Annotated in this window: 10 protein-coding genes; 9 read left to right on the top strand and 1 reads right to left on the bottom strand. The window is 75.1% G+C overall.

The annotated features are described in order from the left end of the window. Positions 1-96: 96 nt before the first annotated feature. Positions 97-2,805: a pyruvate, phosphate dikinase gene (gene ppdK, locus CELF_RS11860; protein ID WP_013771501.1), complete on the bottom strand. Its 2,709-nt coding sequence runs from the start codon at positions 2,803-2,805 to the stop codon at positions 97-99. 267 nt (positions 2,806-3,072) lie between these two features. On the opposite strand from ppdK, the gene CELF_RS11855 reads away from it, so the two are divergent. From CELF_RS11855 to CELF_RS11815, 9 genes are all read left to right on the top strand, one after another. After that, positions 3,073-4,080 (top strand): PhoH family protein, encoded by a 1,008-nt coding sequence (locus tag CELF_RS11855; protein ID WP_013771500.1) that lies wholly within the window; start codon positions 3,073-3,075, stop codon positions 4,078-4,080. Next, complete coding sequence (ybeY, locus tag CELF_RS11850) at positions 4,077-4,529, top strand: rRNA maturation RNase YbeY (RefSeq protein WP_013771499.1); 453 nt, start codon at positions 4,077-4,079, stop codon at positions 4,527-4,529. Before CELF_RS11855 ends, ybeY begins: the two co-directional genes overlap by 4 nt. Further along, positions 4,526-5,839, top strand: coding sequence for a hemolysin family protein (locus tag CELF_RS11845; protein WP_013771498.1), 1,314 nt, complete (start codon positions 4,526-4,528; stop codon positions 5,837-5,839). Before ybeY ends, CELF_RS11845 begins: the two co-directional genes overlap by 4 nt. Then, on the top strand, positions 5,836-6,750 hold the full coding sequence (gene era, locus CELF_RS11840; protein ID WP_013771497.1) for a GTPase Era: 915 nt from the start codon (positions 5,836-5,838) through the stop codon (positions 6,748-6,750). The genes CELF_RS11845 and era overlap by 4 nt, the downstream gene beginning before the upstream one ends. 1 nt (position 6,751) lies before the next feature. Then, positions 6,752-8,341: an alpha/beta hydrolase family protein gene (locus CELF_RS11835; protein WP_013771496.1), complete on the top strand. Its 1,590-nt coding sequence runs from the start codon at positions 6,752-6,754 to the stop codon at positions 8,339-8,341. 93 nt (positions 8,342-8,434) lie between these two features. Continuing rightward, entirely contained in the window at positions 8,435-9,352 is a 918-nt protein-coding gene (locus CELF_RS11830) for a PP2C family protein-serine/threonine phosphatase (protein ID WP_013771495.1), read from the top strand. After that, positions 9,349-10,923, top strand: coding sequence for an FHA domain-containing protein (locus CELF_RS11825; protein ID WP_013771494.1), 1,575 nt, complete (start codon positions 9,349-9,351; stop codon positions 10,921-10,923). The genes CELF_RS11830 and CELF_RS11825 overlap by 4 nt, the downstream gene beginning before the upstream one ends. After that, entirely contained in the window at positions 10,920-12,476 is a 1,557-nt protein-coding gene (locus CELF_RS11820) for a serine/threonine-protein kinase (protein WP_013771493.1), read from the top strand. Before CELF_RS11825 ends, CELF_RS11820 begins: the two co-directional genes overlap by 4 nt. Next, positions 12,473-18,583 carry a fibronectin type III domain-containing protein gene (locus CELF_RS11815; protein ID WP_013771492.1) on the top strand — a complete coding sequence of 2,037 codons (6,111 nt, stop codon included), beginning with the start codon at positions 12,473-12,475 and terminating at the stop codon, positions 18,581-18,583. The genes CELF_RS11820 and CELF_RS11815 overlap by 4 nt, the downstream gene beginning before the upstream one ends. The last annotated feature ends 38 nt before the right edge of the window (positions 18,584-18,621 follow it).

Here is an 18,621-nt window from a genome sequence, read left to right as displayed (position 1 = left end):
CGGCTCGCACGGCCGGACGGCCCGTCGCCGCAGAGCCCGACGGCGGACGGCCGTGGGGCGGGCGGCCCGTCGCCGGACCGTCCGGACCCCCACGGGTCAGCGCGCGTCCACCGTCGCGTCCTCGACCGCCGCCCGGCCCGCCTCGAGCCGCGCCACCGGCACGCGGAACGGGGAGCAGGACACGTAGTCGAGGCCCGCGCCGTGGAAGAAGCGGATCGACTCCGGGTCGCCGCCGTGCTCGCCGCACACGCCGATGGACAGCGACGGGTTGGTGGCGCGCCCCTCGGCGACCGCGATGTCGACGAGCCGGCCGACGCCGCGCGCGTCGATCGTCTCGAACGGCGACACCGTGAGCACGCCGTTGTCGGTGTACTGCGCGAAGAACGCGCCCTCGACGTCGTCGCGCGAGAACCCCCACGTGGTCTGCGTGAGGTCGTTGGTGCCGAACGAGAAGAACGCGGCCTCCTCGGCGATGCGGTCCGCGGTGAGCGCGGCGCGCGGCAGCTCGATCATCACGCCGACGGGCAGGTCGAGCTCGACGCCGCGGGCCGCACCCACCTCGGCCATGATCGCGCGCGCCTCGTCCTTGACGAGCCGCAGCTCCTGCACCGATCCGACGAGCGGCACCATGATCTCGGCGTGCGGGTCGCCGCCCGCGGCGCGCCGCTCGACGACCGCCTCGCAGATCGCCCGGATCTGCAGCGCGAACAGCCCCGGCACGACGAGGCCGAGGCGCACGCCGCGCAGCCCGAGCATGGGGTTCGCCTCGTGCATCCGCTGGACCGCCGCGAGCAGGCGCTCGTCGTCCGGCACGTCCTGCCCGCGCTCGTGGGCGAGCGCCACGCGCACCGACAGCTCGGTCAGGTCGGGCAGGAACTCGTGCAGCGGCGGGTCGAGCAACCGGATCGTCGTCGGCAGCCCGTCCATCGCCTCGAGCAGCGCCGTGAAGTCGGCGCGCTGCAGCGGGAGCAGGGCGTCGAGCGCGGACTGACGGGCGTCGTCGTCGGCCGCCAGGACGACGCGCTCGACGAGCACGCGCCGCTCGCCGAGGAACTGGTGCTCCGTGCGGCACAGGCCCACGCCCTGCGCACCGAGCCGCCGTGCCCGGGCGGCGTCGTCGGCCGTGTCGGCGTTCGCGTGCACGTGCAGCCTGCGCACCTGGTCCGCGTGCGTGAGCAGGCGGTCGACCGCGCTGACCAGCTCGCGCGTGTCGTCGTCGGGGGCCTGCGCCAGGGCGCTGTCCAGGCCCTCGTCGAGGTAGCGGCTGACGGGCGACGGCTCGACGGGCACGCTGCCGAGGAACACCTCGCCGGTGCTGCCGTCGATCGCGACCGTGTCGCCCTCGCGCACGACGTGCCCGTCCACGCGGAACGAGCGTGCGACCGCGTCGATGTCGACCGCCTCCGCGCCGACGACGCACGTGCGGCCCATGCCGCGCGCCACGACGGCGGCGTGCGACGTCTTGCCGCCGCGCGCGGTCAGGACGCCGACCGCGGCGATCATGCCGCCCAGGTCGTCGGGGTTCGTCTCGCGGCGGACCAGCACGACGTCCTCGCCGCGCGCGGCACGCTCCTGCGCGGCGGCGGAGTCGAAGACGGCGGCGCCGACCGCCGCACCGGGGGAAGCAGCCATCCCGCGGGCCAGCAGCGTGCGGTCGGCGTCGACCGCGAACTGGGGGAACAGCAGCTGCGACAGCTGCGCACCCGTCACGCGGGCGAGCGCCTCGTCGAGCGTGATGAGGTGCTCGTCGACGAGCTGCGTCGCGATCCGGAACGCCGCCGGCGCGGTGCGCTTGCCGACCCGCGTCTGCAGCATCCACAGCTTGCCGCGCTCGATCGTGAACTCGATGTCGCACAGGTCGCGGTAGTGGGTCTCGAGCTGGCGCATCGCGCGCCGCAGGTCCGCGTACGCGGCGGGGTCCCGCTCGGCGAGGTCGTCGAGGCTCAGCGTGTTGCGGATGCCCGCGACGACGTCCTCGCCCTGCGCGTTGGCCAGGTAGTCGCCGTAGTTGCCGGTCTTGCCCGTCGCGGGGTCGCGCGTGAAGGCGACGCCCGTGCCGGAGGTGGGCCCGAGGTTGCCGAACACCATCGGCACGACGTTGACGGCCGTCCCCAGGTCGTCGGGGATGCGCTCCTTGCGCCGGTAGAGCCGGGCGCGCTCGGTGTTCCACGACCCGAGCACCGCGACGATCGCGAGGTCGAGCTGCTCGCGCGGGTCCTGCGGGAACGGGCGGCCCGTGTGCGCGCGCACGATCTCCTGGAACTGCCCGACGAGCTCGCGCAGCGCGGCCGCGTCGAGGTCGACGTCCGACGTCACGCCGCGGGCCGCCTTGGCCGCGTCGAGCGCGTCCGCGAACAGCGCGCCGTCGATGCCGAGGACCGTGCGGCCGAACATCTGGCACAGGCGGCGGTAGGAGTCCCAGGCGAACCGCTCGTCGCCGCTGAACCGCGCGAGCCCGTGCACCGTGACGTCGTTGAGCCCGACGTCGAGGACCGTCTCCATCATCCCGGGCATCGAGAACTTCGCGCCCGAGCGCACCGAGACCAGCAACGGGTCGTCCGGGTCGCCGAACCGCCGTCCCAGCCGGTCCTCCATGAGCCGCAGCGCCGTGGTCACCTCGACGGCGAGCTCGCGCGGGACCGCGCCCGTGCGCATGTACGCGCGGCACGCCTCGGTCGTGATCGTGAAGCCCGGCGGGACCGGCAGGCCGAGCCGGGTCATCTCGGCGAGGTTGGCCCCCTTGCCGCCCAGCAGGTCCTTGTGGTCCTTGTCGCCCTGCGTGAAGTCCCACACGTACGTCGCCACGGCGCACCTCCGCGTGCGGCCGGGCGCCCTTGCCCGGCCTCCCACGGGCCAGTGTGGCGCGGCTCACGCGCCGTGTGCAGTACGAAGGTCCCATGCGCACCCGGCGTGACCGATGACGCCGCGCGACGCGGGCGGATCGCGCTCGGCGTCGGCCGCCCGCACGTCGGTAGACTGGAGCGACGACCTCCCGCCGTGCCGCTCGACGCCCGCAACGCGTCCGGCCGGTCGGGACCGCCCGACGAAGGAGCGCACGGCGCACGCCGACCCATGACGCAGCCCACCCCCGACCACCGCCCCGCCGGCGCGCACGCGCGCATCGAGCACCGCATCACCGTCCCGACCGACGTGTCGATGGTCGAGCTCCTGGGCCGGCACGACGAGGTGCTCCGCGCGATCGAGTCCGGCTTCACGACCGTCGACGTGCACGTGCGCGGCAACGAGGTCACGCTCGCCGGACCCGCGGGCGACGTCGCCCTCGTCGCCCGGCTCGTCGACGAGCTCGTCGAGATGGCCGCAGGCGGCACCCCGCTGACGCCCGACGTGGTGGCCCGCTCGGTCACCATGCTCGCGGCCGGCTCGACCGCCCGGCCCGCCGACGTCCTCACCTTCAACATCCTCACGACGCGCGGCCGCACCATCCGGCCCAAGACCGAGGGGCAGAAGGAGTACGTCGACGCGATCGACCGGCACACGGTCACGTTCGGCATCGGCCCCGCCGGCACGGGCAAGACGTACCTCGCGATGGCCAAGGCGGTGCAGGCCCTGCAGGCGCGCCAGGTCAACCGCATCGTCCTGACCCGCCCGGCCGTCGAGGCGGGGGAGCGGCTCGGGTTCCTGCCCGGCACGCTCTCGGAGAAGATCGACCCCTACCTGCGGCCCCTCTACGACGCGCTGCACGACATGGTCGACCCCGAGTCGATCCCGCGGCTGCTCGAGGCGGGCACCATCGAGGTCGCCCCGCTCGCCTACATGCGCGGCCGCACGCTCAACGACTCGTTCATCATCCTCGACGAGGCGCAGAACACGTCCGTCGAGCAGATGAAGATGTTCCTCACGCGGCTCGGCTTCGGCTCGCGCGTCGTCGTGACCGGCGACGTCACGCAGGTCGACCTGCCGTCGAACACCACGTCGGGGCTGCGGGTCGTCGAGAAGATCCTCGCGGACGTCGACGACGTCGCGTTCTGCCGGCTGTCGTCGTCCGACGTCGTCCGGCACCGCCTCGTGAGCGACATCATCGACGCGTACGCGCGCTGGGACAGGAGCGGGACCCGATGAGCATCGAGGTCAACAACGAGTCGGGGCACGACGTCGACGAGGCCGAGTTCGCGGCGCTCGCACGGTTCGTGCTCGACGCGATGCACGTGCACCCGCAGACCGAGCTGTCGATCATGCTCGTCGGCACCGACGTCATGACGGACCTGCACGTCAAGTGGATGGACGAGCCCGGCCCCACGGACGTGCTGTCCTTCCCCATGGACGAGCTGCGCCCCGGCCGCGAGGGCGAGCCCACGCCCGCGGGGCTGCTCGGCGACGTGGTCCTGTGCCCCGAGGTCGCCGCGCAGCAGGCCCGCGCCGCGGGCCACTCCACGGCGGAGGAGCTGCTCCTGCTCACGACCCACGGGATCCTGCACCTGCTGGGGTACGACCACGTCGAGCCGGAGGAGGAGAAGGAGATGTTCGCGCTCCAGCGACGCCTCCTGCTCACGTTCCTGGCCGGTCGATGACGGACGTCCCCGTCGGGCTGCTCGTCGCGCTCGCGGTGCTCGGCATCGCGTTCGCGGCGGCGATGTCCGCGGGCGAGGTCGCCGTCACGCGCGTCTCCCGCGCGGCCGTCACGGACCTGGTCGCCGACCAGCACCCGGCCGCCGCGCGCGTGCGCGGGCTCGTCGAGCACAGCCAGCGCGTCGTCGCCGCGGCGTCGTTCGTGCGCCTGCTCGCCGAGATGACCGCCACGGTGTGCCTGACGCTCGTCGTCGCGTCCGGCTCGCTGCCGTGGTGGGCCGTGCTGCTCGTGACCGTCGCGCTCGTCGCGCTGCTCGCGTTCCTGCTCGTGCGGGTCAGCCCGCGCAGCGTCGGACGCGCGCACCCCGTCTCCGTGCTCGCCGTGCTGTCGGGCCCGCTCACGGTCGTCACCGCCGCGTTCGGCGGGCTCGGCCGGGCCGCGTCGTACGCCGGTCCCGCGCAGGACGAGGACGAGCTGCGCGAGATGGTCCAGCGCGTGAGCGAGTCCGAGGTGATCGAGGACGACGAGCGGGACATGTTCCGCTCCGTGCTCGAGCTCGGCGACACCCTCACGCGGGAGGTCATGGTCCCGCGCACCGACATGGTCACGACCAACGCCGACACCCCCGTGCACAAGGCGATCGCGCTGCTGCTGCGCTCCGGGTTCTCGCGCGTGCCCGTCGTCGGGGAGTCCGTCGACGACCTGCGCGGCGTGCTCTACCTCAAGGACGTCGTGCGGCGCCTGCGGCTCGTCCCCGGCGTCGGCGACCCCGACGCGGACGCCTTCCTCGCCGCGCCCGCGTCGAGCGTCGCCCGGCCCGCCGTGTACGTGCCCGAGTCCAAGCCCGTCGACGAGCTCCTGCGCGAGCTGCAGGCCGGTGCGTCGCACATCGCGATGGTCGTCGACGAGTACGGCGGCATCGCGGGCCTCGTCACGATCGAGGACGCCCTCGAGGAGATCGTCGGCGAGCTCACCGACGAGCACGACCGCAGCGCCCCCGAGGTCGAGGACCTCGGCGACGGCGTCTACCGCGTCCCCGCGCGCCTGGGCCGCGACGAGCTCGGCGAGCTGTTCGGGCTGCAGGTCGAGGACGAGGACGTCGACTCCGCGGGCGGCCTGCTCGCCAAGGCGCTCGGCAAGGTCCCCCTGCCCGGCTCCGCGGGCGACATCCACGGCCTGCACCTCGTCGCCGAACGCGCCGAGGGGCGCCGGCGCACCCTGTCCACCGTCCTGGTCAGCCTCGCGGCGCCGGACGAGCCCACCACCAGCACGCCGGCCGACGGCGTACCCACCGACGGAGCCCCACGATGACCTTCCGCTCTGGATTCGCCTGCTTCGTCGGCCGGCCCAACGCCGGCAAGTCGACGCTGACCAACGCCCTCGTCGGGCAGAAGGTCGCGATCACCTCGGGCCGCCCGCAGACCACGCGGCACACGGTCCGGGGCATCGTGCACCGGCCCGACGCGCAGCTCGTGCTCGTCGACACCCCCGGCCTGCACCGGCCCCGGACGCTGCTCGGCGAGCGGCTCAACGACCTCGTCAAGGACACGCTCACCGAGGTCGACGTCGTCGGCTTCTGCCTGCCGGCCGACCAGCGGGTCGGCCCCGGCGACCGGTTCATCGCCGAGCAGCTCTCCGAGCTCGCGCGCGACGGCCGCGGCACGCCCGTCGTCGCCGTCGTCACGAAGGGCGACCTCGTGGGCAAGGGCCGGCTCGCGGAGCACCTGCTGGCCGTGCAGAACCTCGGCGAGTGGGCGGACATCGTGCCGGTGTCCGCCGTGTCGGGGTACCAGGTCAAGGTGCTCGAGGACGTCCTGGTGGGCCACCTGCCCGAGGGGCCCGCGCTGTACCCGGAGGGGGAGCTGACCGACGAGCCCGAGGCCGTCATGGTCGCCGAGCTCGTGCGCGAGGCCGCCCTCGAGGGTGTGCGTGACGAGCTGCCGCACTCGCTCGCGGTCGTCGTCGAGGAGATCGTCCCGCGGGAGACCCCGACGGCCGACGGCACGCCGATGCTCGACGTGCGGGTGCACCTGTTCGTCGAGCGGGACAGCCAGAAGGCGATCGTCATCGGCAAGGGAGGCGCGCGGCTGCGGGACGTCGGCAGCCAGGCGCGCCGCGGCATCGAGGCGCTGCTCGGCGCGCGCGTCTTCCTCGACCTGCACGTCAAGGTCGCCAAGGACTGGCAGCGCGACCCCAAGCAGCTCGGCCGGCTGGGGTTCTGACGTGCTGCGACGGGGACGGGCGACGCGCGCCGCGGCGACCGAGGCCCGGGCGGGCGGCCCGTACCGGGTGCTCGCCAGCACCGCGCTCGGCGTGGTGCTGCTCGCGGTCGTCGGTGCGGTCACCGGACCGCGCTGGGACCCCGTGCCGCTCACCGACCCGATCACCGTCGCGACGTCGTCCACCGCGATCGGCGACGCCCCGCCCGCGCGCACGTACGAGGTGCGGACGTCGGTCGTGACCGTCCAGCTCGACGGCGCGAGCGTGCGCGCGCAGATCAGCGAGCCCGTCGGGCTCGACGAGCCCGCGCCCGGCGTGGTGTTCGTGCACGGCGCCGGCACCGGCCGGTTCGCGCAGGCGTTCGTCGAGCAGGCGCGCGCGCTCGCCGCGTCGGGAGTCGTGGCGATGGTGCCCGACAAGCGGCTCGACACGTACACGACGCGGCACCGCGACTACGTCGAGATGGCCGCGGACTACGCGCGCTCCGTCGCGCTGCTGCGGACGCACGACGGCGTCGACCCCGAGCGCGTCGGGCTGTACGCCGAGAGCGAGGGCGGGTGGATCGCGCCCGTCATGGCCGCGCAGGACCCGGCGCTGGGCTTCGTGGTGCTCGTGTCGTCGCCCGTCGTGCCGCCGCGCGAGCAGGCGGCCTTCGCCGTCGACTCCTACCTGCGCAACACCGGCGTCCCCCACGGGGTGTTCCGGGCCATCCCGCGCGCGGTCGGCATGTCGCTGCCCGGCGGCGGGTTCGAGTACGCCGACTTCGACGTCACGCCCTACCAGCGCGCCATGACGCAGCCCGTCCTCGTCGTCTACGGCACGGGCGACGCGTCCATGCCGACCGTCCAGGGCGCCGAGCGGATCGTGCAGGACACCGCGCTCGCCGGCAACGGCGACGTCACGGTGCGCTACTACGAGGGCGCGAACCACGGGATCCGCGTGGACGGCGACGTGTCGCCCCGGTTCCTGCGCGACCTGTCGGGCTGGGTCCGGGGCCTGCCCGCGACCGCCGCGAGCGAGCCGCGGATCGCCGGGGCGCAGCCCGTCCAGACGTACGTCGCCGCGCCCGTCCCCGAGCCGCGCTGGCTGCGCGACGGCGACGTCGTCATCGGGACGGTCGCCGCGGCCGCGGGGCTCGTCGTGCTCGCGCCGCTCCTCGTGGGCGGCACGCGCGTGACCCAGGCCGTCGCCGTCCGGTTGCGCCGGACGGGTGAACCCGAGGACGGCGAGCCGCGCCGCCCGCCCGCGCGGTTCGGCCGCGGGGTCGCGGCCCGGCTCGCGCTGCTCGGGTCGGGAGCGGTCGCCACCGTGGTCGCCCTCGTCGTGTACCTCGTCGCGATCGCGCGGCTCGCGCTCGACTACGAGCGCAACGACTGGGTCGTCCAGGGCGGCTGGCTGGCCGTGCGCGTGCTCGGGATCGCGGTCGTCGTCGGCGCCGTCCTGCTCGCCCGGCGCGTGCACCGCCTCGGCGCCGCGGGCGAGCCGGTCGCGCCCGGCGTCGTGCGCAAGGTCGCGGGCTGGGCCGTCGTCGTCGGCTCCGCGGTCCTGCTCGCCGTCCTCGCGTACTGGGGCGTCTTCCAGCTGGGCATCTGACCAGCGGGCGGTCCGAGTTGTGTCGGACCGCCCCCCGTGAGGCACCATGTGCGCCGACGACCGAAGTCGTCCCGACCACGAAGAGGGGGCTGTGTGCGCACGTCCTGGGGCTCGGCGACCGATCGGGGCCGCGTGCGCGAGGTCAACGAGGACGCCCTGCTCGCGTACCCGCCCGTGTTCCTCGTCGCCGACGGCATGGGCGGGCACGACGCGGGCGACCTCGCGAGCCGCATCGCGGTCGAGGAGTTCGCGCAGCTCGCGGGCAAGCTCGCGGCCACCGCGGACGACGTGCACGCGTGCTTCACGCGCACGGCCGGGCGCATCCGGACCGAGTTCACCGGCGGGCGCCGGGGCGGCACGACCGTCTCCGGGGTCGCCGTCACGGAGCACGAGGGCGGCTCGTACTGGCTCGTCTTCAACGTGGGCGACTCGCGGGTGTACCGCTGGGCGGACGACGTCCTCGAGCAGGTGAGCGTCGACCACTCGGTCGTGCAGGAGCTCATCGACCTCGGCGAGATCACCGCGGGCGACGCCGAGCACCACCCGGAGCGGCACGTCCTGACGCGCGCCCTCGGCACGGGCGAGGCGCCCGAGCCCGACTACTGGCTGCTGCCCGCCGGTCTCACCGACCGGCTGCTGATCTGCACCGACGGCCTGACGCGCGAGCTGGGCGACGACGACATCGCCGCCCTGCTGCGCGCGACCGCCGACCCGCAGGACGCCGCGACGCTGCTCGTGCAGCACGCGCTCGGCCGCGGCGCGCGGGACAACGTCAGCGCGGTGGTCGTCGACGTCGCCACGACCGGCGGCGCGCACGACGACGTGCACATCACCGTGCCCCGGCTCGGCGCCGACCTCGGCCCGCACCTGTGGGACGAGATGCTGAACGGGGCGACGGTGCCACGTTCGCCCGCGCGGCCCTCGCCAGCACCCGTGCCGACCGACGATGCTGGTGGCCCCCCGTCCACGTCCTCGCCCTCGTACGCCCGCGACCAGGAGAACCCCCGATGAGCGTGCCCCAGTACACCGCCGGCGCGTGGACGGCCGTCGTGCGCCCCGGCTTCGTGGCGCTCGTCGGCCCGGACGCGGACGCCGCGCTCGCGCGCGCGCTGTGGGACGCCGCACCCGAGGGTGTCGTCGCCGTGCTGGACGTGCTCGCGCGCGACGGGCTGGCAGCGCTGCCGCACTTCGCGGTCGCGGCGGTCGACGGCACGCGCGTGCACGTGGCGCTGCGTGGCGACGTCGACGTCGAGGTGACCGAGACCGACGGTGCGCAGCAGGTGCTGCGGGCCGGCGGTGTGCGCACGTGGTCGGAGCAGGTGCTCGAGACCGTGGGGGTGCTGGTCGCGCGTGTCGGCGCCGCGACCGGTGACGCCGTGCCGCTCGTGGACGGTGTCGCACCCGCCGGGTCGGTGCGTGTCGAGGTCGCCGAGGTCGTCGTCGCCGAGCCGGAGCCCCAGGTGGAGCCGGAGCCCGCGGCCGAGGTGGCCGAGCCCGACTCCCCACCGGCGACCCCGGACCCCGTGCAGGAGGCCCCCGCGTCCGCCGCACCCGCGACCACGAAGCGGGGCGGGTCCACGCGTGTCGCGGCCGCGCCCGCGCAGCCCGAGCCGGCTCCGGTCGAGGAGAGCACGTCGACCGAGCCGGTCGCCGAGACGGCTGCCGAGACGCCCGCCGCGCAGGAGGGCGCCCGCACCACGGCGCAGGAGACCCCCGCGCGGAAGACGCCCGTCCCACCGGCCGCGCAGGGCGCGACGGCCGTCGACGAGCCGCGTGCCGAGGTCGCCGACGTCGCGACCCCGGAGGCGCCCGGCGCCGCCGCCGCTCCCGTCGCCCCGACCGCACCCGACGAGCCCGCCGCCCCGACCCTGCCCGCCCTGCCCGCGGCCGAGGCGCCCGAGCTGCCCACCGCCCGCGGCCGCCGCGACGCGCTCGACGCCCCGCTGAGCGCGCCGCTCGACGCCCCGTACGACGTGGTCGCCGCCGCCGAGTCCCTGCTCGAGCAGCACGCCGAGGAGCCGCGGCGGGGCCGTCGCCCCGCGGCCGCGACGCCCGAGCCCGCGGCCCCCGCGGAGCCGGCCGCGCCCGCCGCCGAGGCGCAGCCCGACCTGCCGCCCGCGTCGCAGGACGACCACGACGGCCTGACGATCCTCTCCTCGGACCTCGCGGCGATCCGCGAGCAGCTGCCCAGCTGGGCGTCCGACGAGGTGCCCGGGCCGTTCCGCGCCCCCGCGCCCGCGGAGCCGGCCAAGCTCGTGCTCTCGACCGGCCTGGTCGTCTCGCTCGACCGTGCGGTGCTGCTCGGCCGCGCGCCGCAGGTCGCGCGTGTCACGAACCGCGAGCTGCCGCGGCTCGTCACGGTCCCGAGCCCGCAGCAGGACATCTCGCGCACGCACGCCGAGGTCCGCGTGGAGGGCGACCACGTGCTCGTCACCGACCTGGACTCCACGAACGGCGTGCACGTCTCGCGGGCGGGCGAGGGATCGCGCCGCCTGCACCCGGGGGAGCCGAGCGTCGTCGCGACGGACGAGGTCGTCGACCTCGGCGACGGCGTGACGTTCACCGTGGAGCGGGGGTCGTGACCGCACGTCGCGAAGCCTCCGCCCCACCGCGGCTGCCGGGCTACGAGTACCAGCGGGTGCTCGGGCTGGGCGGCTTCGCGGACGTCTTCCTGTACCAGCAGGAGCTGCCGCGTCGCGAGGTCGCGGTCAAGGTCCTGCTCGCGGGCAGCCTCGACGACGAGGTGCGCACCCGGTTCCAGTCCGAGGCCAACCTCATGGCCCAGCTGTCGCACCACCCGTCGATCGTCACGATCCACCACGCCGCGATCGCCGAGGACGGCCGCCCGTACCTGGTGATGGAGTACTGCTCCCGGCCGGGCCTCGCGGAGCGGTACCGGCAGGAGCGCCTGTCGGTCGCCGAGTCGCTGCGCATCGCGATCCGGCTCGCGTCCGCGATCGAGACCGCCCATCGGGCCGGCATCCTGCACCGTGACATCAAGCCCGCGAACGTCCTGACGACCGACTTCGGCTGGCCCGCGCTGACCGACTTCGGCATCGCCGCGACGACCGGCCAGGGCGGCGGTGCGACCGTCGGCATGTCCATCCCGTGGTCGCCTCCCGAGCTGCTCGGCGACCAGCCGACGGGCGACGAGCGCTCCGACGTGTACTCGCTGGGCGCGACCGTGTACTCGCTGCTCGCGGGCCGCACGCCCTTCGAGATCCCGGGTGCGGCCAACGGTGCGCAGCAGCTCGTCGCGCGGATCGAGCGCTCCCCGCTGCCGCCGACCGGGCGCGACGACGTCCCCGTCGGGCTGCAGCACGTCCTCGAGCGGTCGATGGCGAAGGACCCGGCGCGCCGGTTCCCGTCGGCGGCCGCGATGGCCCGCGCGCTGCAGGGCGTCGAGGCCGACCTGCGCCTGCCCGTGACGTCGCTCGACCTGCCCGACGACGTCGTTCCGGACCCCGAGCCGCTCGTGCAGCACGGCGGTGCCGCTCCGGCCGAGGACGCGACGCGTGTGCGCTCCGTCGTCACGCTCGACCCGAACCCCGCGCCGCCCGCTCCGGCCCCGGCGGCCGACGACGAGTCGACGCGGCTGCGCGGCATCCAGGTCGTGGGCGCACCCGCACCTGCGCCTGCGCCGGCCGGTGCGCCGGTCATGCTGCCGCCGGCCGAGCAGGAGACCGCCGACGCCGAGCCGGGGAGGTCGCCGCGCACACGGGCCCTCGCCGGCGCGGGCGCCGCGCTCGTGCTGCTCGGTGCCGTCGCGGTCGTCGCGTTCGCGACGCTCACGGGCGATCCCGAGCGCCCGACGCCGCCGACCGACGACCTCACGGGCGCCGCGCCGGAGGTCTCGACCGGGCAGGTCGTCCCGTCGCCGCACTCGCTGGCCGGGACCGTCCAGGCGGACGGCTCGGTCGTGTTCACGTGGGAGAACCCGTCCCCGGCCACCGGTGACCGGTACCTGTGGGCCGTGCGGACCGCCACGGGCGAGCCCACGCACGCCCTGGTCGACGCGGCCACCGTCACCGTGCCCGCCGCGGACGCGCCCGGGGGTGCCGTCTGCATCGAGGTCTCGATCGTCCGGGCGGACCGCTCGTCGTCCGCCGAACCTGCGCAGGGGTGCGTGCCATGAGCTGGAGGGACGTGCGCAGCCGCACGACCAAGGTCGCCGCGGTCGTCACGCTGCCGGCGGTCGTCGCCGTGCTCGCGCTCGTGGACCGCGGCTTCCCGCTCGCGCGCGTCGACCTCAACGACGGCGGCGTGTGGCTGACCGCGACGAGCGAGCTGCGGCTCGGGCGTTTCAACGCGCAGGTCGAGGAGCTCGACAGCGGTCTCGTGACCGAGGGCAGCAGCTTCGACGTGCTGCAGGACGGCAGCGACGTGGTGCTGCACGAGCCGGGCGGGGTCGCGGTCGTCGACCCGGCGACCGTGGCGCTCACGACGCAGGTCGCCGCGCCCGGCGCGGACGCGTCGATGGCGGCCGGGACGGTCGCGATCGCGAGCGGCGGCGAGGCCTGGGTGCGCGCGGTGGCGTCGCTGGACGGGCTGAACGTCGAGCAGGACGCGCCGGACGTCGAGCTCGGCGAGGACGGTGCGGTCGTCGTCGCGCGCACCGGCGTCGCGGTCGCGGTCGGCGACGGGGGGAAGGTCACGCGCGTCGACGTGTCGTCCGGCGGGCCGGTCGCGGCCGAGATGGGCACGCTCGAGGGCGACGGCCGCGTGGACGGCTTCACGGCCGTCGGCGAGGAGCCCGTCGTGCTCTCCGGCAGCACGGTGCGGACGCTGCACGGCACGGTCGAGCTCGAGGGCGAGGACCTCGTCCTGCAGCAGCCGGGGCCGCAGTCGTCGCGCGTCCTCGTCGCGAGCCGCAAGGCCCTGCTCGAGGTCCCGCTCGACGGTGGGGACGTCGTCGAGCACCCGACGGCCGGCGACGGCGCCCCCGCGGCGCCCGTCCAGGTCGGGTCGTGCGCGCACGGGGCGTGGGCGACGCCCGTCGGCTCGTACCTCGAGCTGTGCGACGGCAAGGACGTCAAGGTCAAGGACCTGCAGGACATGTCGGCGCAGGACCAGCTCGTGTTCCGTGTGAACCGCGGGATCGTCGTGCTCAACGACACGCTGCGCGGCCGGGTGTGGATGCCGACGCGCGACACCGAGCTGCGCGTGCCCAAGTGGCAGGAGGTCGTCCCGGAGGAGCAGCCGGAGGAGGCCGAGGAGGAGTCCGACACCCCGCAGACGACGCAGGACCTCGTCACGGAGTGCTCCGACACCTCGGCGGCCCCCGTCGCCGCCGACGACGCGTTCGGCGTCCGGCCGAACCGCACGACGATCCTGCCCGTCATCGACAACGACTCGTCCGCCGACTGCGGGATCCTCGTCGTCACCAAGATCGACCCCCTGCCGCCCGAGTTCGGCTCGGTCCAGCCGATCCACGGCGGACGCGCCCTGCAGGTCGCCGTCGCGCCCGGCGCCACCGGGTCGGTCGCGTTCACCTACACGATCGACGACGGCCGCGGCATCAACGCGCCGTCGCAGGCGACCGTCACGCTCACCGTCCGCGCGGGCGGCAACGAGCCCCCGCAGCAGGTGCGGACCGGCGAGCTGCGCGTCGAGCAGGGCGCGCGTGCCGAGCACCTCGTGCTCTCGGACTTCGTCGACCCCGACGGCGACGACCTGCTCCTGCTGTCGGCCACGACCGACCCGGCGGCGGGCACCGTGCGGTTCCGGCAGGACGGGACCGTCGCGTTCCAGGCGGACGGCGGCCGGCTGGGCCGCGCCCGTGTCGACCTCGTGGTCTCGGACGGCACCGACACGGTCGAGGGCACCCTCGACGTCGACATCCGCCCTGCGGGCTCGCTCGCGCCGCGGATCGACCCGGTGCACGCGGTGACGTACGTCGGGCAGTCGGTCACGCTGCGCCCGCTCGACGCCGTGCGCAGCTCCAGCGCCGAGCCGCCGCGCCTCGCGGGCGTCGACGACGTCGTCGGCGCGACCATCGGTCGCGACCTGCAGGCCGGGACGTTCACGTTCTCGGCGCCGCGTGCCGGCACGTACTACGTGCCGTTCCTCGTCGCCGTCCCGCCGCAGCAGGGCACGGGCCTCGCGCGCATCGACGTGCTCGAGTGGCCCGAGCAGGCGCAGCCGCCGACGGCGGTGCGCGACAAGGCGTACCTGCCGCCCGGCGGCGAGGTCACCGTCGACCCGCTCGAGAACGACAGCGACCCCGCCGGCAGCGTCCTCGTGCTGCAGTCGGTCGAGGTCCCCGACGGCGCGGGTCTCCAGGTCGTCGTGCTGGAGCACCGGCTCGTGCAGGTCCGCTCCGAGCGCACCCTGACCGAGCCCGTCGTGCTGCGGTACACGGTGTCGAACGGCCCGACGAGCGCGGTGGGGGAGATCACCGTGCAGCCGATCCCCGCGTCGGGCTCCTCGCAGCCTCCCGTCGTGCAGAACGTCGAGGCCTCGGTGCGCACCGGCGGCGTCGTGACGATCCCCGTCCTCGAGTCCGCGAGCGACCCCGACGGCGACCGCCTGACGCTGGAGCGCGAGCTGCCCGAGCCGCTCGGCGAGGGCGAGGGCCTGCTGTTCGTCTCGGGCGACGTCCTGCGCTACCAGGCGCCCGTCGGGCCCACGACCGTGCGCGCGATGTTCGAGGTGAGCGACCCGGCCGGCAACGTGTCCGCCGCGCAGCTCACCGTGCGCGTGCACGCGTCCGACGCGACGACCAAGGCGCCGCCGCGCCCGCAGGACCTCGAGGCGCGCGTGTTCGACGGCGACGTCGTGCGCATCCCCGTCCCGCTCGTCGGGATCGACGCGGACGGCGACGGCGTCACGCTGCTCGGCCAGGCGAGCGGCCCGACCAAGGGGCGCGTGACGGACGTCGGCCCCGACTGGCTGGAGTACCAGGCGTACGCCCGCGAGAGCGGCACGGACACCTTCACGTACGCGGTCGAGGACTGGACCGGTCAGCGGGCCGTCGCGACGGTGCGCGTCGGCATCGCGAAGCGTCCGACGGACGCCTCCACGGTCGTCACGCGTGACGACACGGTGACGATCCGGCCCGGGGAGCGCGTCGAGGTCCGCGTGCTGGCGAACGACGTCGACTCCGGCGGCGGCGAGCTCGAGCTCACCGACGAGCTCGTCGTGCCCGAGGGCATCGAGGCCTCCGTGCAGGGCCGCCGCATCGCGGTGACCGCGCCGCGCAGCGCGGGCGTGTACCCGATCGTGTACGTCGCGCAGAACGAGCGCGGCGGCCGGGACGACGGCGTGCTCACCGTGACCGTGAGCGACGACGCAGCGGTCGAGCCGCCCGTCGCACGCGACGTCGTGGTGCCCGCGATCGACACGATCGGCCGCACCGAGGTCGAGGTCGACGTGCTCGCCGTCGCGCAGAACCCGAGCGGTCCGCTGTCCGACCTGGACGTCGAGATCCCCGGGCAGGTCGCGGACGTCGCCCGGGTCACGACCGGCTCGTCCCCGAAGGTCGTCGTGACGCTCGTCGACCACGCCCAGACGCTGCCGTACATCCTGCGCAACAGCACCGACCCCGACCGGCGCGCGTCGTACGCGTTCATCACGGTGCCCGCGCTCGGGTTCTTCTCGCCGATGCCGCGCCCGAAGGCCCCCGAGCTGCGCGTGGCGAGCGGCGCGGAGCTCGCGATCGACCTCAACGCGCAGGTGCAGGTCGCGCCCGGCCGGTCGGCGTCGATCTCCGACCTGACGGCCGTGACCGCGACGAAGTCGGACGGCTCGGCCCTCGTGGTCGACAAGGACCACCTGCGGTTCGTGTCCGCCGCCGGGTACGCCGGTCCCGCGTCGATCACCATCCCCGTGACCGACGCGTCCGGGCCGGGCGACACGACCGCGCGCACCGCCGTCATCTCCCTGCCGATCACCGTCTTCGCCGTCGACGACCACCCGCCGACGTTCACGCCGTCGACGATCGCCGTCGCACCCGGCGAGCCGGCCACGTCCGTCGACCTCGCGGCCTTCACGCAGGGCCCCGAGGGCAGCGACGGCGGCCGCGAGACCTACAGCTTCCAGCTGACGTCGGCGATCCCCGAGGGCTTCCAGGCACGCCTCGACGGCTCGGTGCTGGTCGTCTCGGCGCCCACGTCGACGCCCAAGGGCACGACCGGGCGCCTCGAGGGTCGGCTCGGGTTCGGCAGGACCGGCTCGATGGACATCGCGATCGACCTCAAGGTGTCCGCGAGCACCCGGCTCAAGGCCCGCGTGCAGGACTTCGTCATCGGCGACGGCGCGCAGGGGCGCGAGCGGACCGTCGACGTGCTCGTCGGCTCCGTCAACCCGTTCCCGGAGACGCCGCTGCAGGTCGTCTCCGCGGCCGTCGAGACGTCCGGGGCCGGCACGGCGTCGGCCTCCTCGGGCGCCGTCACGGTGCGGCCGGGGGCCGAGTACGTCGGCACGATGGTGGTCCGCTACGTCGTGCGCGACGCGACGGGCGACCCCGACCGGCAGGTCGAGGGCCGGATCTCGGTCAACGTCCGCGGCCGGCCCGCGACGCCGACGCCGCCTCGCGTGCAGGAGATCCGGGACCGGACCGTCGTGCTGTCGTGGGACGCGCCCGACAACCGCGGTGCGGCGATCACGGGCTACCGCGTCGTCGCGAGCCCCGGCGGGATCACCCGCGCGTGCGCGAGCACGACCTGCACGATCGACGGCCTGACGAACGACGTCGAGTACACGTTCACGGTGGCGGCCCAGAATGCCGTCGACTGGTCCGACCCGAGCGCGGCCTCGGCGCCCGCACGCCCCGACGCCGTCCCCGACGCGCCGGGCACGCCGGCGCTCGTGTTCGGCGACGGCCAGCTGAGCGCGACGTGGGCGGCACCGCCGCAGACCGGCTCGCCGGTCACGAGCTACACCGTCGAGATCTCGCCCGCGCCGGTGAGCGGCCCGGCGACGATCACGTCGGCGACGACGAGCGCGACGTTCCGCGGCCTCAAGAACGGCACGGCGTACACCGTGCGCGTCCGCGCGCACAACCGGGCGCCCGAGCCGAGCCCGTGGTCGATGTCGTCCGCTCCGGAGGTGCCCGCGGGCGTCCCGGGCGCGCCCGCGCGCGTCGAGGCCGTCCGGGTCGGCACGCCCGCCGGCCGGCAGATCAACGTCGCCTGGGACCCGGCCGCCGAGAACGGCGACGCGGTGCGCGCGTACGAGCTGACGATCACGGGCGGGCCCGGCGAGGGCACGTTCACGCTCTCGGCCTCGCAGACGTCCTACCCGATGCTCGACGCCCAGAACGGCGTCCAGTACCGCTTCTCGGTCCGCGCGCAGAACAAGGCGGGCTGGGGCTCGGCGGCCACCACCAACGCGTCCACGTTCGGCATCCCCGGTGCACCGGGCACGCCGACGGCCAGCGCACGGGCCGGCGAGGGTGCGGTCGACCTGCGCTGGGGCGAGGCCGACGGCAACGGCACGGCCATCGAGCGCTACCTCGTGCAGGTCTCGGACGGCCGGCGGCTCGACGTGGGCCGCACGCTGGGCACCCGCATCGACGGACTGGTCGGCGGCACGGCGTACACGTTCAGCGTGACCGCGGTGAACGCGGCCGGGGAGGGTCCGTCGTCGGCGCCGTCCGCGGCCGTGACGGCGACCACGCGGCCGGGCCGGCCCAACGTCGACGCGGTGCGCGTCACCAGCACCGCGAACGCGTTCGGCAAGCCCAAGGACCTCGCCCTCTCGTGGAGCGGGGTCGACTCCGGCGGCGGCCAGAACCTCGTCTACGACTGGACCCTGTACGGGCCGAACCGGGCGGAGGCCGGCGGCACCGTCTCCGGCACCACCGCGACCGTCGACATCTCGAGCTGGAACATGGCGTGGACCGGTACCGACGTCACGCTGTCGGTGCGCGCCCGCACGTCGGTCGCGAGCGGCGACAGCGGCCAGTCGACGACGACGCTGCGCTGGGGTGCCGTCCCGGGCGCCCCCGCCAACGTCAACCTGACCCCGGACCGCACGCCGGACCCGCGCAGCGTCACCGTGACCTGGGACGCGGTCGACGTGACCCCCGGCGTGCAGTACTACGACGTCCGCTGGACGGTCAACGGCACGGAGCTGGGCAACCGGCAGACGAGCGCCGGCACGACGCAGGACGCGCTGGACACGCGCCAGCTCAAGGCCGGTGACGTCGTGTCCGTCGTCGTCCGTGGCCACAACGAGCGCGGCGACGGGCAGTGGTCCGCACGCCAGACGTACACGCTGCCCGCGGCGGCGGCCGGGTGACCCACCCGCCCGACCCCGTCCGTCATCACGAGAGGAAG

It is taken from the genome of Cellulomonas fimi ATCC 484 (assembly GCF_000212695.1).
In the GTDB taxonomy this organism is placed as follows: Bacteria; Actinomycetota; Actinomycetes; order Actinomycetales; family Cellulomonadaceae; genus Cellulomonas; species Cellulomonas fimi.
This window is presented reverse-complemented; position numbering and strand designations above follow the sequence as displayed.

Excerpts from the sequence above, each read along its gene's own strand:
- CELF_RS11855 (WP_013771500.1), top strand. The coding sequence starts at position 3,073 with ATGACGCAGCCCACCCCCGACCACCGCCCCGCCGGCGCGCACGCGCGC.
- CELF_RS11825 (WP_013771494.1), top strand. The coding sequence starts at position 9,349 with ATGAGCGTGCCCCAGTACACCGCCGGCGCGTGGACGGCCGTCGTGCGC.
- CELF_RS11815 (WP_013771492.1), top strand. The coding sequence starts at position 12,473 with ATGAGCTGGAGGGACGTGCGCAGCCGCACGACCAAGGTCGCCGCGGTC.
- era (WP_013771497.1), top strand. The coding sequence starts at position 5,836 with ATGACCTTCCGCTCTGGATTCGCCTGCTTCGTCGGCCGGCCCAACGCC.
- CELF_RS11845 (WP_013771498.1), top strand. The coding sequence starts at position 4,526 with ATGACGGACGTCCCCGTCGGGCTGCTCGTCGCGCTCGCGGTGCTCGGC.
- ybeY (WP_013771499.1), top strand. The coding sequence starts at position 4,077 with ATGAGCATCGAGGTCAACAACGAGTCGGGGCACGACGTCGACGAGGCC.